We start from the raw sequence: 17,622 nt of genomic DNA on the forward strand, positions 1-17,622 counted from the left end.
TCCAAATCAAGGCACATGTACCAATGCCTGCCGCTGGGATTATAAAGTGAGTGAAGGTGAGACCGCTGATACAGGTGACATTGTGCCCAAGCAAGCCCCTCAATTAGGTTCAGGAGAGACTCAAGACGGGGTGTTTTTATTAGAAGAACGCACGCGACCTGATGAGCTTATGCCCATTTTTGAAGATGAGCATGGCACTTATATTATGAATTCTAAAGATTTGCGAGCGGTGCAACATGTGCACAAATTAACTGAAATGGGTATTGATAGCTTAAAAATTGAGGGACGCACTAAGTCTCATTACTATGTGGCAAGAACAGCTCAAGTTTATCAACAAGCGATTAATGATGCGGCAAAAGGCCAACCCTTTGATAAAAACTTAATGGATGAGCTAGAAAAATTAGCTAACCGTGGTTACACCGAAGGTTTTTACCGTCGGCATGTACATGATGAATATCAAAATTATACGACAGGTAACTCACTACGAGATAAGCAGATTTTTGTCGGAGAAATCCTAAAACAAGATGCTAAAACAGGTTTGGCTGAAATTGAAGTTAAAAATAAATTTGAGCTTGGTGATACTTTAGAACTGATGACACCTGAAGGTAATATTCATTTTAAATTAGAAATAATGCAAGATGACAAAGGCAATACCATGCAGGTTGCACCGGGTTCAGGCTATACGGTTTATGCCAAAATGCCAATTGATACTGTAATGGATAAGAGTCTGTTATTGAAAAATCTGACATAGTTTTCGTATATATGCCTCGTTACCACTTAGACCATGGATACGAGAATATTCGACATGAATGAGAGTGAGCAATGTGTATTTGCTGTATTTTGCCCACTTAATTACGTATCAAAATGGATGAAGTTATGAAAAAAATCATTCACCAAGCTTACCAGCGCAAAATCGAAGACCTTGGCTGGATACGCATTGCCACCTCGCTAAACCCCAAACTTTCTGCCGCAGAGCAACGACATTTTGGTTGTCTCGTGCGCCTAGATGATACACTGTTACAACCGGGGGCGCGTGGGTTTGGAATGCACTCCCATAATAATGTTGAAATTATTTCAATAATATTAAAAGGCCAATTATCACATGAGGATAGTACGGGACACCGTGCAGTTTGCCAAACAGGTGATATTCAAGTCACTTCAGCGGGTTCTGGCATTATGCACAACGAATCCAACGCTTCAGAGCATGACAGTGTAGAAGTGCTACAAATTCGGATATTACCAAGTAAAAAGAATTTTATGCCCAGCTACCAACGTTTAACAACTTTAGATATTCCACAAAATCACTGTCAATTATTGGTTGCTCCGAAGCCAAATTCAAAAAATGTGTTGAAAATTAATCAAGATGCCTATCTGTATCGTGGTCATTTTGATGCAGGTTATTCCTATTGTTATCATATGAAAAAATCAGTTAATGGTGTGTATTTCTTTATATTATCGGGAAAATTGCAAGTAGGGGATGATGTGTTAGAACGTAGAGATGGTTTAGGTTTATATTTCTTCCAAGACATAGATGTATTGGCTTTGGAAAAATCAGAAATCTTATTAATAGAAGTGCCAATGAGCCATCAGTTTATTTAAAAATCATAAGGGTTTTCCCAAGTTCGATTGGCTTTTTCATAAATTAATCCATTTGTTAGGCGGATGACTTTATCAAGGTCTAAAGTGTTCAATTTTAGTTTTAGGTCTAGTGCATCTAAGCTGGTCGCAATTTCATTGATCGCAGGCATAATCCGTTTGAGATGAGACGGAATATGTTTTGAAATAATCTCATACGCGCTGTTTTCACCATCATGTAATAAACTGCGCAATTTAAGGTCTTTTTGCACCACCTGCATAATTTTGCTAAAGGTTTTAATACTATTGGAAATTCGTTTAACACAATGCCTGATTTCGCGCACACGGTGAAAAATATCTAAAATACTTGAAACTAAAAATAACACCATCAATTCATCAGGTAAGCGTTGATTTGTATCTACATCATTAATCCCATCATCTTCGACACCTGCAATTAAATTTTCCGAAATCCCAATCATTAATAACAACTTATCATTTAGCAAGCCAATCAACTTATCACTGGCATCATTTAAATGCTCAAAATGTAAATGGCTATCATATTTGCTCAATAATACATTTTCATGTTGCATTTCTAATTTAATCTCATCAATATTAGGTTCATGTAAATCTCTTTTTAGCGCATCACTAATTGCAACTAAAACAGGTGTATTTTCATGGTCTTCATGATCTTTCATTTTTAGTAAAGCTTTGATAACAGGTATAGTTTCGTTAATTCGGTTAATATGACGGGTAATTTTGATTGTATTGGTAATGATATTTTGAGTATGCTGATTTGCATTGTGTAAAATTTGAATCCGCTTTGAGAAAGTTTTACCTTGAGTGGCTTGCCTCAGGTTTTTGCTTTTTTTATTTAAGAGTTGAGAAAATTGAACCAATTGATTTGAAATCAATTTCTTATCATCAATATTAATCTCATAAATACTACCTGCTGCAATATCAATGGTTCTTTCTATTTCTAATAATTTTTGGGATTCCTCATAGACTCGCGCATACTTTTTCATTTGTAGAAATTCAGGAATGCGATCTTCTAAACTATTAGAAATACGCTCGAAATAATTACTTAATGATGTTCTCGCGGGATTATTACGCGCTTTTGGAATTTTTGGCAGTTTTGAACGCATTACATATTCCGCAAAGTAGATTACACCGAAATTGATCCTTGTAGGATTTTATCTCTACATAGCCGAAATGTTGCAAATTCTATGACTATGCGCTGTTTTATGACTACTGTTATACTATTTAATTATCTCAACATCAAGATAACACATAATTGATATGATGTTAGGTTGTGGATTTTGCTAAGATATGACAACATTTTAAAATTAATTGAGTTAAATTATGATGAACAAAAAAACATTATTTTCTAAACCCATCACGACCCAAAAAGGCTTTACTTTATTAGAAATGTTAGTCGTTTTGGTTATTATTGGTCTTTTGGCAGGATTGGTTGGCCCTAAATTATTTATTCAAGTGGATGGTGCTAAAGTGAAAACAACGGGGACACAAGTCAAAATGCTTAAAGGGGTTTTAGAAACCATGCGTTTGGATATTGGCCGTTTTCCAACCACTGAAGAAGGGTTAAATTTATTACGGGCTGCACCGATTGATGAAGCGATTAAGCCTTTTTGGAAAGGACCTTATTTGGATGATGTTTTGCCATTAGACCCTTGGAAACGTTCTTATCAATATGCCAAGACACCCAGTGTAAATGGACAGCCGTTTGTGTTGTATTCGTTTGGAGCAGATGGTCAAGCAGGTGGTGAAGAATTTGATGCAGATATTGGTTATTTACCTGCTCAATAATCTTTTTGTCTTTAAGGGCTGCTTAATACTGATACGCATTTTTGAATGTTGGATTATCAGTCCTTAATTACAAATTTTAGGCGTTTTTATGAATACTGATGATTTAGCCTAAAACCATATAGAATTACATATAGTGAAGATAAAATTCTTTTTTTATAAACTTTTTACTGTACACAAAATACTTACTTTATTGAGTATATTGGTCATTATTGGGCTTTTTATAGGGCTAATAGGTTCAATGTTATTTGGTCGAATAGAGTGTGGTCCAATGAAAGCCACAAGTACACAAGTGAAAATGCTAAAAGGGATTTTAGAAACCATGCGCTTGGATATTGGTCGTTTCCCAACCACCGAAGAAGGTTTGAGCTTATTGTATACAGCACCGATTGACGAGGCGATTAAACCATTTTGGAAAGGGCCTTATTTAGATGATTTTTTGCCATTAGACCCTTGGAATCGTCCTTATCAATATGCCAATATACCTAGCATTGATGGGTTTCCTTTTGTATTGTATTCGTTTGGTGCTGATGGTCAAGCAGGTGGTAAGGGTCGCGATGCAGATGTTGGTTATTTATCCGCTCAATAATATTCTTGTCTTAACTAAAGGCTGATGATTCTGCTTAAACTGATACGCATTTTTTGAAATTGGATAGTCAATCCTTAATTACAATTTTAGGAATTTTTATGAATACTGATGATTTAAGCGAAGAACGTAAATTTATGCTATTTTTGCGTAAAACCTTTGCTAGCGTTGTGCGCGAAACTGCCCCGCGAGATGGTGTATCCTCACCTTTTTCTGAACAGACAATTGATGATATTCGTTTGAGTTTATCTTTGATTTCAGAGCGTGAGCGGGCATTAGCTGCCGAGCAAGGTACTGAAAGCCAAATGCGTCCCCGTTTTGTTGATGAGCCTCAGCAATCAGCGCAAGTTGTCACTTTACACTCTCGAAAAAAAGATGATTAGGTTTTAAATAACCATCAGCTTGGCTGGTGGCTATCAATGCCCTTCATAACGTTTGTAGCATTTTCTGCTACTTCTAAAAAGCCCGATTTAAATGACTTCAAATTGTCAAAATCGAGGATTTTATGATTACTGGCTGTTTTTTGTATAAATTCAAGATTAGCAGCCCTTCTAAGGACTGCCCACCCCAACAATCTATCCATTTTACAAACAGATTAATTCAAACAGCTTAGAATATAACGCCCTTGCTTGAACTCTAAAAAATGTTGTTTTAAAGCAGGATGCTCAATGGGTTCTTCAGAGTTATCTGCTGATAAATGCCTTTGGGCGACATAGGTTTGTTGGCCAGACTCATCTACTAATACATGATACCAAGGCTGATCTTTTGGGGGACGTGATTTTGCCACTTCCTCATACCATTCATCAGGTAGCATAAATTGAGGATCAACATCGATAATCACACCACGATAATTAGACTTAGTGTGATAAATCAATTGGCCGACAAAAAATAACGGTTGCGCTACTATCATAGAAACATTCCTTATGCCGTTTCTTCGATAAATTCACCAAAACTCATAAAGCGTTGATAACGGGCTTCAACAAGTTGGTCAACAGGCTGTTTTCCAAGTTCGTCTAACAGCTTGTTCAATGTCTTACTTAAATTTTCATACATGGTTGGCATACTGCGATGTGCACCACCTAGAGGCTCAGGAATAATTTCATCAATTAACCCCAATTCTTTCAAACGTCCAGAGGTGAGATTCATGGCTTCAGCCGCATCGGGGGCTTTTTCTGCACTTTTCCACAGAATGGATGCACAGCCTTCTGGAGTAATCACTGAATAAGTACTGTATTCCAACATGCACACTTTATCGCCGACACCGATCGCCAATGCACCACCAGAACCCCCTTCACCAATCACTGTGCAAATCACAGGGGTTTTCAAACTAGACATTTCATATAAATTCCGTGCAATGGCCTCACTTTGGCCGCGTTCTTCCGCATCAACCCCCGGATATGCGCCCGGTGTATCGATAAAAGTCAAAATAGGTAGTTGAAACCGTTCAGCCATTTTCATGAGGCGCAATGCTTTTCGATATCCTTCTGGACGAGGCATACCAAAGTTTCGTTGAATTTTTTCTTTTGTATCACGGCCTTTTTGTTGGCCAATTACCACGACAGGACGTTCATCAAGCCGCGCTAAACCACAAACCATAGCGGGATCATCTGAAAAAGCACGGTCGCCATGTAATTCTTGAAAGTCGGTAAATACATTATCAATGTAATCTAAAGTATATGGACGCTGTGGATGCCGTGCCAGTTGTGAAATTTGCCAAGCGGTTAATGATGAAAAAATAGATTTTGTCAGTTCTTGGCTTTTTGTTTTAAGGCGTTCGATTTCATCACTGATATTAATATCGTTATCATTGCTAACATAGCGCAGCTCTTCAATTTTTGCTTCTAGTTCTGCAATAGGTTGTTCAAAGTCCAGAAAGTTGAGGTTCATTGATGTCCTTAATTGTATTTTTAGCTTTTAGGATATTGTTTATGTTGGGATTAAGTTTAGCTAAACAATAGTTTTTGGTTGCTATACATATAGATAAATTATTGAGTCTACCAGTAAGTGCTTAAGCTTATTGATTTTAAAATGAGGCCAGCACTCAAAACCGTATATTTTAGCTAAGTTTTGTGTGAAATGCGACTCACAAACAAAGCTTGTTTTAGTTAAGCTCTGAAGTGACACCGCCATAATGAACTATCAATTACTTAGGGCGTTTTTTTAAATTCTAAGTGACTAATTTTTGGTTTTCATACATAACTTAAGCTTTTAAATAGGATGCTAAAACACATACAATGACTATAACTCAAGACTTTTGATTTAAGGAACAGTTTAGATGCTGCAACAAATTCAACACTTGCACCAACAAGGCATATTTTCCAGTTTAGATGTGCATTTAGCCGTGTATTTACAAAAGTTAGCGGGTGTTGAAAATGATGAATTTTTGCTTGCAGCCGTGTTAACCAGTTATTTTACAACCCAAGGTCATATTTGCATCAATTTAAGTGAATTAGCCAATACCCAATTTCCAATTGAAAATGATGCTGATATAGAACCGATTCAATGCCCTGATTTTGACAGTTGGCAGCAAGCCTTAGATAAACATCCAATGATAGGTCAAGCCAATGAGTTTAAACCGTTAGTTTTAGATAAAAATCTTTTATATTTATACCGTTACTGGCAATATGAACAACAACTTGGGCATAATATTTTACAACGTGTTGCGCAAACCCATTCCGACAGCAATCAAATTGAGTTACATGCAAGACTCGAACATTTATTCCCAACGCAAGATGATGATGTTGACTGGCAGAAAATGGCGGCAAAAACCGCAGTGTTAAAAAACTTTTGCATTATTTCTGGCGGACCTGGAACGGGTAAAACCACCACCGTGGTTAAAATTTTATTACTGTTATTACAGGAAAATCCTAAATTACGCATTGCCTTAGCTGCACCCACAGGTAAAGCCGCTACACGATTACAACAAGCGATTCAAAATAGCGTATTAAAATTAAATTTTCCGCCTGAACTATTGGCCGCGATTCCTCAAGATACTTATACGATTCACCGTTTATTGGGCACAATTCCAAAATCGCCTTATTTTCGTTTTCATGCACAAAATCCCTTGCCGTATGATGTGGTTATTGTGGATGAAGCGTCGATGGTTGATTTGGCATTAATGGCTAAATTGGCTGATGCGATTCCACAAGCAAGCCGTTGGTTATTATTAGGTGATAAAGATCAATTGGCATCGGTTGAAGCGGGCAGTGTATTAGGCGATATTTGTACAGGTTTAACCTTAGATTCTGAAGCGGCGATTCGAGAACATATTGTTTTATTAGAAAAAAGTTATCGCTTTCATGAGAAAAGTGGGATTGGTGTTTTGGCGCGATATTTACAACAAGGGCAAGCAGAACAGGCTTTAAAAGTGGTGCAGCAAGGCAAGTTCAATGATATTAGTTGGCAGCAGATTGCAAGCCCTCATCATTTATCTACTCAATTAGCATCTGTGGTTACTCAAGGTTTTGCGTCCTATTTACAAGCATCGAGTCCATCGCAAGCCTTAGATTATTTTGAGCAATTCCGTGTTTTATGTGCCTTACGGCATGGAGCTTATGGGGTTGAAAATTTAAATCGGTTGATAGAACAAATTTTAATTAATCAAGGCCAGATTCAATCGGGTTATCGCTGGTATCACGGTCGCCCAATTATGATTACGCGCAATGATTATACCTTGAAATTATTCAATGGTGATATTGGGATTATTTTGTGGAATTCCGAAGGTGAGTTGATGGCTTATTTTCGTTATCCTGATGGGGAAATCCGCAGCTTATATCCACATCGGTTGCCAGAACATGAAACCGTATATGCAATGACAATCCATAAAAGCCAAGGCTCTGAATTTGATGATTTTTTGATGTTATTGCCAGATAAAACCTCACCTGTCTTGAACCGAGAATTGATTTATACAGGGATTACACGTGCGAAACAAAGCGTTTCAATCTGGGGTGATGAACAGGTATTTTTACAAGCAGCTCATCAAACCGTAGAACGCCAATCAGGCTTGATGAGAATGTTGTATCAATGCTAACTAAAATTCTGGCTCGCTAAGGATACGATTATTTTTTGATATTTTTCAGAAACGCTTCTATTTTTTCAGGCGGCAATTTTTGGAGAATTTCTTCTACTGACAACCCTTCCAAGCGTTTTTCTGATGACAATCCTTCTAATCGTTTTTCTGGTGAAAGAACATGCAAGTTTTCACTGACATAATCATGTACAAAATCATCCATAGTATAAGGCATGACAGCTCATTTTTGCTTATAGAATTCATAGAGTTGATTTAGTATAGCTCTATCTCGTTCTGAATGCCAATTGTAGTTTTTACCACCATAAACAAAGCCTTCACTTTTACCGCTAAATAGTTGCCAGATAGCATTGCTATACTTCTGTGGCATCTGACCTAAAACCAGCACTTTGATTTGATGGCTACCGTAAATCAGGTTAAAAACCCCTGCTTGTTGTTTGATTAATTGTAGACCTTGCTTTTGTAAACTGCTTGGAAAACGAGTGCAAACGGCATACAATTTTACATTGTTTGTGGGAAGTAAGTTGTTTAAGGAAATGCTTTCTTGTTTTCGGTAATTAACATAATGCCCAATGAGTTTATCAATTGCCCATTCGTTTAAGGGTTCGTGAATTGATTTGTAAGTCAGGAGGTTGTGTTGTGCAAGCTCTTCCAAGCCTTCAGGAAATTCAATAAGCGGTTTTCCTTCAGCACGCTTGATAATCACTACATCGAGAAACTGTTTTTTTGCGGTTAATTCTTTTTCCAATACGACTTCATATTCTGAATCAAGAAAAAAGTCAGTCAAAGTTAAACCGAAGGTGCGATGCCAGTTGATTTTGCTCATGACGCTATTTTAGAGCAAATTGACACAAGATTAAGCGGCCAAGAGAATGCTTAAAATTGATATCCCGAAATCATGTCAAAATGCTTTTGCGATAAGCTAAAGAAAATCGGCAAGCCATTTTTCACCGTTTTCATCGTCAATTCTATCTTGAATGGGACTGGCAGTCCTGAAATATTTAAATATAAAATAGTTTTAAAATCTAGGACGGCCAGTCCTGTATCATCTTAAAATAGAGTGACTATAAATGATAGTTGTCTAATCAACATGCTCCTGCAACCACGCTTCTAACAAGGTTAAATGCCATAATTTGCTGCCGTTTAACTTAGTCATATATTGTTCAGGCTGGGCTAATAATTTATTCACATAATCGCGCTGAAATAAGCCACGCTGACGGCAAGCGGTTGAATTCAAAACCTCTTGCATAAAATGCAAAAACTCACCACGCACATACTTTAATGCAGGCATTGGGAAATAACCTTTAGGTCTATCAATCACTGATGCAGGCAATAAATCACGGGCTATCGCTTTGAGCAGATGTTTACCTGATTCACGTAATTTCAATTCAGGTGGAATTTGTGCCGCTAACTCAACTAATTGATGATCTAAAAATGGGACACGGGCTTCTAATCCCCAAGCCATGGTCATGTTATCTACACGTTTCACGGGGTCATCGACAATCAATGTGGTCACATCCATCCGTAACACGCTATCTAAAAATTCATCAGCTCCTTTAGCTGAGAGTAAATCGTTGACTAATAATGAAGTGTAATCTTCGCCATGATATTCAGGCATCACAGTTTGTAAAAATTCTTCATGTGAACGGTCAAAATAATACGGTGCAAAACGTTGTAAATGTGTACCCGCCGCATCATTCATCATCGAATACCAGAAATAACCTGCAAATACTTCATCCGCACCTTGGCCACTTTGCACCACTTTCACTTGTTTCGACACTTGTTCTGCTAACAAATAAAACGCCACCGCATCTTGTCCCACCATTGGCTCAGACATATTGTGAATAGCTTCAGGCAAACGGCTTAATACTCGATTATTGGGAATTTGTAACTTGTGATGCCGCGTATGATAACGGGCAACCACTTGATCAGAATATTCAAACTCACTGCCTTTTTCTCCTGCAACATCATCAAATCCAATCGAAAAGGTCAGTAAATTTTCCACATCAGTATTTTCAGCCAACAAACCAACCAATAAACTGGAATCCAAACCACCCGATAACAACACACCCACAGGCACATCAGCAATGGTACGATGAGAATCAACAGCCGCCTTTAAGGCTTCATGAGTGGCTTCAATCCATTGTGTATCATTCAAGGCTTGCTGTGGACGCTGCGCTGATAATTGCCAATAACATTGCGTATTAACCTTGCCCTCTGGCGTAATCGTGATGAAATGGGCAGGGGGAACTTTGCGAATCCCTTTCAAAATCGTATACGGTGCAGGCACAACCGCATGTAAGGTAAATTGATGATGTAAACCAACAGGGTCAATGCTTTTATCTACATCACCCGCCGCCAATAATGCAGGCAAAGTGCTAGCAAATCGAAATCCATGAGTCGTTTGAGCATAATATAATGGCTTGATACCAAACCGATCACGTGCAATAAATAAACGCTGACCATCCCAAATTGCAAATGCAAACATGCCTTGTAAACGTGATACACATTGTTCACCCCACGCATGATAAGCTTTTAAAATGACTTCCGTATCGCTGTGTGAAAAGAAGCTATAACCTTTTTGAATCAGCTCTTTACGCAATTGAGGATAATTATAAATTGTGCCATTAAACACTAGAGTTAAACCCAGTTCAGCATCATACATTGGCTGATGGCCGTATTTAGATAAATCAATAATCGCTAAACGTTGATGCCCAAAGCCCACACTATTATTAATCCATTGTCCCGCATCGTCAGGCCCTCGTGGTGCTAATACTTTTAGCATTTTATCCAAGGTTTGAGGCTGCACAGGTGTTGTATCAAAACGTAATTCACCGCAAATTCCACACATAGACTGTCCGTTTATTTCAAAGTATCAAATGACAATATTGTAGCAAACATCATGATATAGTTAATTTTGGTTTATGTGTTAGGACTGGTAGTCTTGTTATTGTTTAAATATCAAATAGTTTTAAAATCTAGGACGGCCAGTCCTGTATCACTTTAAAGTAAAACGACTATAACTAAGATTTGATTGTATTCAGTTAAAATTATCTGAGAAAGAATGAATTTTGGGGCTGATATTCCTTTTATCAAAAATTAATATGTACCAATACGCAACTCCAGCAAATTAAAAATGGTCTAAGCTTTCACTGTTAGCTAAAATAAAGTTTTTAAAAATTTCAAAGGAGTGTCGTTATGATTAACTGGCAACGACTGATTTTTCTGTTGTGCTTATTCGCAACCCAATCCCTATTTGCTCAGACTTATTATTTTGCAAGTGCGGGCAATGACAGCAATGATGGGTTTAGTCCTGAAACGGCTTGGCAAACCGTCACGAATCTTAACGAAAAAAGCTTTAGCGATGGCGATAGTTTTTTATTCAAACGCGGCGATACTTTTCGTGGTGGAATTAAACTACTGCGTTCACCCACAAATTTAACTTTCTCCACTTATGGTGAAGGTGATAGAGCAGTGATTGCAGGTAGTGTGGCGATTTCAAATTGGACACCGACGGTACATTCTTCTTTAAATTCTGGTCTTGTTTATGAAGCCAATGTGACAGGTTTATTACCTCTGGATTCAGATGGCAATATCAAACAGATTCAACACTTATTCGTCAATGGCAATTTGATGACGATTGCACGTTATCCTAACGTAAACAGTGCTTTGGATAAAAATTGGCTCAAAGTCGGCAGCAATACAGGTAAAGACTATTTTACTGATCCCACTTTAGCCGCGTATGGCAAACCTGATAATTATTGGAAAGGCGCGACGTTACGGATTCGTAATAGTTGGACAAATGAGGTGAGCGAAATCACGGGCTATAGTGCAGCAGCAGGTCGCTTGGCGATCACAGGTTTAGGTACTAAATTACCTGAATGGGGTTATTTTATTGATGGTAAATTGGAAGAATTGGATTTTACAGGTGAATGGTATTACGACGCAACGAGCCAAAAAGTGTATCTATATCCACCCGCAGGCGTTAACCCCAATCAAGCTTTAATTGAAGGCGCAGTGTATGAAACAGGTTTGTCTATCAATAATCACAAAGACAATGCCTTAGTTGAAAATTTGTTATTCCGCCATTTCACTACCCAAGGTATGCACGTTAACAGTTCTGATAATGTACGAGTTCAACAGTGTTATTTTTTACATAATGTGAAAGGGATTACGACTTGGAATACGGCCGATTTATCCATTAATAATAACGAATTACACTATCAACTCCATTCTAGTATCGGTTTGCAAGCCAGCGTGTCACAAGGCTTTGATGTCAAAGGTAGCGTGGTTGAAAACAATACCATTACCAATACCGCGATGTATCGTGCTTATGGTGTGCGTTATGACGGGAAATATCAAGGCAATGGGATTGATGTCTATGGTAAAGCGTATACGGTGCGTGGCAATTACATTGAAAACGTGGCTGAAAATGGCATGTTCCTCAAAGATGGTGGCTATCATCTGATCGAAAATAATGTGATTAAAAACACCCTGTTGATCTTAAATGACGGTGGTGCAATCAGTATTGGTTCTGATGGTAATACGATTCGTGGTAATTATTTAAGTGGTTCAGTGGGCAATACGGACGAGTCCAATGGATGCAGTTCAACTAGCAGTGACCCGTGTAAACATCATTCTGCTTATGGCATGGGTATTGGCTCAGATTCTGGGTTTAAAAATAATGTGATTGAGAATAATGTGATTTTCAATAATGCCGATATGGGGATTCGTCTGAATGCGTTTCAAAATGCCATCGTGCGCAACAACATCGTATACAACAATGACCCTCAAATTGTGGTGCAAGACTTATACGGTGGCACTTCATCCAATAACTTGATTGAAAACAATATCATCATTTCTCTCGATCCTGACCAATTGGGTTTACAACTTACCAATACAACGCATCACGGTGATATGAATAATAATTATTATTGTAATCCATACAGTGATTTAGCCATTATGCGTGATGGGCAACGTTACTCCTTAGCTGATTGGAAACAAAGCTTTTCTCAATATGACCAAAGTTCGGTTGATTGTGGTTTATTGTTGCCGACTGAGCTTGTGCAAGTGATTGGTGAACAGTTAATTACCAATCCGACATTTGATGCTGATGTGAAAAGCTGGGGGCCTACGAGCAAACCTGAAAAAATCTTTTATGACACGACGCAATTAGACAATGGTAGTTTAAAAGCAGTGTTTAATACTTCTGACAGGTTGTTAAACCTTGTACCAAATACTCTAAGTTTGCAAAAAGACCAATGGTATCGCTTAGCCTTCAGTGTTATCGCGGATGATTTCGGAGATATTCAATTGCGCCTGAATCAAACCAAGCCAAAATATGTCATTTATGAAGAACGATTTTTTGCAATAGATACTCAACGCCGTGATTATCAGTATATTTTCCAGAATCAACTCACTGATGATACGATGAAATTTTTATTTTCCACCGAGAAAGATGATGCAGGCACTTATTGGATTGATAATGTCAATTTGCAAGCAGTGACGTTACAACCGAGTTTGCCTGCTGAGAAACAAGTTAAATTATTTACTAATCCTAGCTACGAAACCAAAACAGTTAATTTACAAGGTGTGGATTATCTTGATTTGGCAGGTCAACTAGCCAGTGGAGAAATCTCACTTGCGCCATTTACATCAGCAGTTTTAGTCCGTGCTAACAGTACGATTACTGCTCCTGCAACATTGGCCGCCTCGAAATTACATGTAAAAGTGAAGCAAAACAAGGTCACTTTGACATGGACAGCAGTGATGGGCGCACAAGGTTACTTGTTGTATTACACCACTTATCCCAATGCACAGCCACAACTTGAAAGGGTTGATATGCAGCTCAATCGCAAATTGGAACTGGAAGTGCCTGAAGGTTTTGAGTTACCTATTGACGGCATTGGTTTTTATGCGATTATTGTTGCTTATGATGGTACTGGAGCAGAAGGACGCTCTTCTAATATTGAGCATTTCATGTTGCATTAGGATTGATAGTTTTCAGAAACATTAGTCAATGACTGACATTTACTCCCAAGTTCAAGTGGGTTTGGGAGTATTTTTAAGCGGCATCCTATCTATTTAACTTTCTATATAGACGATATGCAGGCTTAATAAGTAAGTGACTATTCAGATTAGTTAGGCGTTTTGCAAACATGGATTGTCCACAACAATGAGGAATGTGCCAAAACAATGCCCAGATGAGAAATATTACAACAACCAACATTCCTGATTGACTTTTACAACTACCCTCAAGTTTATTTTTGGTAGTATCTACAGGTAAAACAGTAGCAGCAAGTAGAGACAGAATGAACAATGAAACTAAATTAATATAGATAAATCGTCCCCAGTCAACCGCAATACTGGCAATCAATACAGTAGCAATCAAGCTACCTACAACTAAAGCTTTTCCATGCCATCGGGCTAATATAATCTGAAGCTGAGCACGGACAGGCATAAATGCAGCTAAAGAAAGTCCAATTGAAATAATGTAAGTATAGATATAATTCTTCTTCTCTATAAATACATTCAGCTTTTCAGCCCAATATCCCGCATCATACTGTAAAGCAAAAATAGCCCCTCTTTTATTCATACTATAATGGGCATCGGCCAATGATTGATGAATAGCGGCAGCATGTTCAATTGAGCCTTGGTGCATAACGCTAAAAATAAAAGCTAAAAATGAAGGAAAAACGAGTATCGATATAAACCTGATCAGCTTTATATTTATTTTTTTATCAAAAGTATAAGTGAGCACAATATAGGGTATAAATAAAAACAACATTTCATGTGATAATACGACAAAAGGATAAACAATGAGGCTCAAAACAAATACTTTTTCAAACTTTTGAAAATCAAGACTAAAACGAGACCATGCAATGAAACTCAAAAAAGCAAAATAAATAATCTCTTTTCTATAACCTCCCTGAAAATCATTGAGTTGAAAGGTGAATATGAAGGGTGAAAAAATCAAAAATACAAAGGGTATGATGCTTTTTTGCTTTCTCAAAAGCAGGTAGGAAAATAAAAAATAGGTAAAATAAAGCAATATTTGAAATACAGTGACATATATTCCAGGGTTAATACCTGTCGTTTTTGATAGCACTATAAATAGTTCACCTAAAAAGCCTCGCCTAACCCAGCCTCCTGCATAGTTAATCAGCCAATCTCCCATTTTCCAATCATGGTGTCCAAGGTAATTAACAGTAGAATCCATAATGGTCATTGTAAATACAATCAGCATGAATATGGGTAATATAATGCGTAGCCATCTTTCAGATTTTGCTAAAACAAACATAAATCCATCTTTATTATTTGGTGAGTGACAATTCATCAGATATATTTAATTAAATATGATGTAATTAAAATAAAAAACACATCCAAATTCGGGTAAGATTACAGGCTGGAAATAATACTTTCTTACTTGGGAATTTAGCAACCATGAATTACAGGCCTCAAAGACGAGTTTATTTATTAATCTATTTATTTATCATGGGAATGATAGCTTGTCAACCCAGCATCGCTGCAACAAATGATAGCGAATTAATTTTCACCTCCACTCCTCAAATTGTACCTAACCCCAACCCCGCTGTACCATTGGCTGCATTATTACGTTTTCAAACGAATAAGCCTGTACAAACTCATATTCAGATTACACTTGGTGACAATCATCGCATCATTGAATATCCTGCAACCGCGTCGCCACAACAAGATTTAACCTTAATTGGTTTCAATGCAGGCCAAAAACATCAAGTGAATATCACGGTTTCAGACCCAGAAACGGCAACATCAATCACAAAGCAACTGACATTTAATGCCCCAAAATTGCCTACAGCAATTGAAGCTTTTCCCATTATTGAAACCAAACGTCTATCAAATGTAGCAATGGAAGCAGGTATTACACTCTTTAATCCACGTCGCCGAATTCCTGTGAGTGCAACAAATGCCGAGCGAGCAAACAATTTTGGGCGGAAGTTTGGTTTATTGGTTGCGGTTGATGAAGCGGGGGATGTTATTTGGTATTATCAAGCAGACTCTCGAATCAGTGATTTTGAACTATTAGACAATGGCCATATTATTTTCTTAACCCAAGATTTTCGGGCTGTTGAAATTGATTTGCTAGGTAATGTAATAACGCAATGGTATGCCAAACGCCGCCCAAAAGGGGAAATAGAAGGCGCAATCCCTGTTGATACGCTCACATTCCATCATGATATTGACGTATTACCCAATGGCAATTTTTTAGTATTAGGTTCAGAACGACAACAAATTCCTAATTATTATGACAGTGAAGAAGACATAAATGCACCCCGTAAAACCCATTGGGTGATGGTTGATGTCGTCATTGAATTTAATCGAGAAGGTAAGATTGTATGGCAATGGAATATAGCAGACTATATGGACGTATTTCGAATTGGCTATGAAACCTTTGGTGGCTTTTGGGAACGGCGTGGCTATAAAAATACGATAGATTGGTCACATGTTAATACAATGCAATTAGTTGATGAAAATTCAATTTTATTGAGTTCGCGTTATCAAAGTGCATTATTCATGGTTGATAGAAATACCAAACAAATAAGCTGGATTGCGGGTGAACCTTCTGGCTGGGATGATAATTTACGGCCTAAATTATTGAAGATGCAAAATGATGCGGAATGGTTTTGGCATCAACATAGTCCTGTCATTACCTCACGTGGCACATTATTGCTATTTGATAATCAGAACTATCAAACTCGTCCTTTCGATAAACCAATACCACCCGCGCAAACGCGCAGTTGTGCAACAGAATACCGTTTAGATATAGAACAAAAAACCTTGCAACCGATTTGGGATTCCATCATACCGAATGACCCCGCAGTAGCCAGTTATGCAATGGGTAGTACACAATATTTGGAAACAACAGGTAATATTTTAGTGGGCTATGGCTTTTTGCTATCTCAAGCAGATATTCAAAATAAAACATGGCATACCTTAACCGAAGGCAATGTATGGACACGCGCTCGTGAATATACACATGATTCTCCAGCTCAGGTTGTATGGGAATTACAGCTCAAAGGACGTGAAAATGATATTGGTTTAGGTTGGACATTGTTTGGCGCAAGACGCATCCCACATTTCCCTCCAATTATCACCACTAAATAGCATACATTTTAGGATTCAGGACTGCTTGTTTTCCAAGAATGAGCAGCCCTAATAAAGGATGAGAATAAGAAAATGCTTATCAATCACATTTTCTTACTCGTCGTGATATTTATTCTTTAAATAGATATTTTGATGTAAAACAGATCAAAGCATAGCTTGAAAAGTATAGAGAAAAAATCGTAAAAAATAATTTGGTCAATACGATTAATTTTAAAAAGATCATTTTAGTATCCTACAATTAACTTATATATTGTCTGCCTCCCCTACATTTAAATAATGAATGAATCATTAATTTAATGATTGAATATAACAATTTATTGATTGCATAGAAACAGCAAATTTAGTTTTACATTGTAAAAACAGAATTAAATAAAATAATTTTTTAGTGATTTTTTGCAATCAAAATAATGAAATCCACGTCCTATAATTTATTGTTTTATAAAAATAAGAGCCGTGTTAACAATTAAGT

The 17,622-nt window shown here is 37.4% G+C and carries 15 protein-coding genes; 8 read left to right on the plus strand and 7 right to left on the minus strand.

The annotated features are described in order from the left end of the window. Together ABXH34_RS03175 and ABXH34_RS03180 are read left to right on the plus strand one after the other, a co-directional pair. The coding region (locus tag ABXH34_RS03175; protein WP_353570413.1) for a U32 family peptidase C-terminal domain-containing protein at positions 1 to 751 on the plus strand (751 nt) is incomplete at its 5' end. A 125-nt stretch (positions 752 to 876) separates the two neighbouring features. After that, the gene (locus ABXH34_RS03180; protein ID WP_353570414.1) at positions 877 to 1,599 is read left to right on the plus strand and encodes a pirin family protein; all 723 of its coding nucleotides are present in this window, start codon (positions 877 to 879) and stop codon (positions 1,597 to 1,599) included. On the opposite strand, the gene ABXH34_RS03185 is transcribed toward ABXH34_RS03180, so the two are convergent. Continuing rightward, the gene (locus ABXH34_RS03185) at positions 1,596 to 2,717 is read right to left on the minus strand and encodes a hypothetical protein (protein WP_353570415.1); all 1,122 of its coding nucleotides are present in this window, start codon (positions 2,715 to 2,717) and stop codon (positions 1,596 to 1,598) included. The two genes, ABXH34_RS03180 and ABXH34_RS03185, sit on opposite strands and share 4 nt — an antisense overlap. Before the next feature lie 217 nt (positions 2,718 to 2,934). On the opposite strand from ABXH34_RS03185, the gene gspG (ABXH34_RS03190) reads away from it, so the two are divergent. From gspG (ABXH34_RS03190) to ABXH34_RS03200, 3 genes are all read left to right on the plus strand, one after another. Next, entirely contained in the window at positions 2,935 to 3,399 is a 465-nt protein-coding gene (gene gspG / locus ABXH34_RS03190) for a type II secretion system major pseudopilin GspG (protein ID WP_353570416.1), read from the plus strand. 133 nt (positions 3,400 to 3,532) lie between these two features. Next, on the plus strand, positions 3,533 to 3,985 hold the full coding sequence (gene gspG / locus ABXH34_RS03195) for a type II secretion system major pseudopilin GspG (RefSeq protein ID WP_353570417.1): 453 nt from the start codon (positions 3,533 to 3,535) through the stop codon (positions 3,983 to 3,985). Between the two features lie 98 nt (positions 3,986 to 4,083). Beyond that, positions 4,084 to 4,365, plus strand: a complete 282-nt coding sequence (locus ABXH34_RS03200; protein WP_353570418.1) for a segregation and condensation protein A — start codon at positions 4,084 to 4,086, stop codon at positions 4,363 to 4,365. Positions 4,366 to 4,577: 212 nt separating this feature from the next. Here the strand turns inward: ABXH34_RS03200 and hspQ are convergent, their stop codons facing one another. Both hspQ and accA read right to left on the minus strand, forming a co-directional pair. Next, positions 4,578 to 4,892, minus strand: a complete 315-nt coding sequence (hspQ, locus tag ABXH34_RS03205) for a heat shock protein HspQ (RefSeq protein WP_353570419.1) — start codon at positions 4,890 to 4,892, stop codon at positions 4,578 to 4,580. Positions 4,893 to 4,903: 11 nt separating this feature from the next. Then, the gene (gene accA, locus ABXH34_RS03210; RefSeq protein WP_353570420.1) at positions 4,904 to 5,869 is read right to left on the minus strand and encodes an acetyl-CoA carboxylase carboxyl transferase subunit alpha; all 966 of its coding nucleotides are present in this window, start codon (positions 5,867 to 5,869) and stop codon (positions 4,904 to 4,906) included. Between the two features lie 388 nt (positions 5,870 to 6,257). Between accA and recD the strand changes: the two genes are divergently transcribed. Next, positions 6,258 to 8,012: an exodeoxyribonuclease V subunit alpha gene (gene recD / locus ABXH34_RS03215; RefSeq protein ID WP_353570421.1), complete on the plus strand. Its 1,755-nt coding sequence runs from the start codon at positions 6,258 to 6,260 to the stop codon at positions 8,010 to 8,012. A 28-nt stretch (positions 8,013 to 8,040) separates the two neighbouring features. Here recD and ABXH34_RS03220 read toward each other — a convergent pair whose 3' ends face one another. The 3 genes from ABXH34_RS03220 to ABXH34_RS03230 all read right to left on the minus strand — a co-directional run bounded on the left by ABXH34_RS03220 (position 8,041) and on the right by ABXH34_RS03230 (position 10,860). Beyond that, the gene (locus tag ABXH34_RS03220; RefSeq protein WP_353570422.1) at positions 8,041 to 8,226 is read right to left on the minus strand and encodes a hypothetical protein; all 186 of its coding nucleotides are present in this window, start codon (positions 8,224 to 8,226) and stop codon (positions 8,041 to 8,043) included. Positions 8,227 to 8,232: 6 nt separating this feature from the next. Continuing rightward, the gene (locus tag ABXH34_RS03225) at positions 8,233 to 8,835 is read right to left on the minus strand and encodes a hypothetical protein (RefSeq protein WP_353570423.1); all 603 of its coding nucleotides are present in this window, start codon (positions 8,833 to 8,835) and stop codon (positions 8,233 to 8,235) included. A 255-nt stretch (positions 8,836 to 9,090) separates the two neighbouring features. After that, complete coding sequence (locus ABXH34_RS03230) at positions 9,091 to 10,860, minus strand: N-acetylglutaminylglutamine amidotransferase (RefSeq protein WP_353570424.1); 1,770 nt, start codon at positions 10,858 to 10,860, stop codon at positions 9,091 to 9,093. Between the two features lie 347 nt (positions 10,861 to 11,207). On the opposite strand from ABXH34_RS03230, the gene ABXH34_RS03235 reads away from it, so the two are divergent. Next, positions 11,208 to 14,000 (plus strand): right-handed parallel beta-helix repeat-containing protein, encoded by a 2,793-nt coding sequence (locus ABXH34_RS03235; protein ID WP_353570425.1) that lies wholly within the window; start codon positions 11,208 to 11,210, stop codon positions 13,998 to 14,000. An 85-nt stretch (positions 14,001 to 14,085) separates the two neighbouring features. On the opposite strand, the gene ABXH34_RS03240 is transcribed toward ABXH34_RS03235, so the two are convergent. Next, positions 14,086 to 15,309, minus strand: coding sequence for a hypothetical protein (locus tag ABXH34_RS03240; RefSeq protein WP_353570426.1), 1,224 nt, complete (start codon positions 15,307 to 15,309; stop codon positions 14,086 to 14,088). Between the two features lie 143 nt (positions 15,310 to 15,452). Here ABXH34_RS03240 and ABXH34_RS03245 point away from each other — a divergent pair, with 143 nt between their 5' ends. Then, complete coding sequence (locus ABXH34_RS03245) at positions 15,453 to 17,153, plus strand: aryl-sulfate sulfotransferase (RefSeq protein WP_353570427.1); 1,701 nt, start codon at positions 15,453 to 15,455, stop codon at positions 17,151 to 17,153. Positions 17,154 to 17,622: the final 469 nt, after the last annotated feature.

The organism is Candidatus Albibeggiatoa sp. nov. BB20 (genome assembly GCA_016744725.1).
Taxonomy (GTDB): Bacteria; Pseudomonadota; Gammaproteobacteria; order Beggiatoales; family Beggiatoaceae; genus Albibeggiatoa.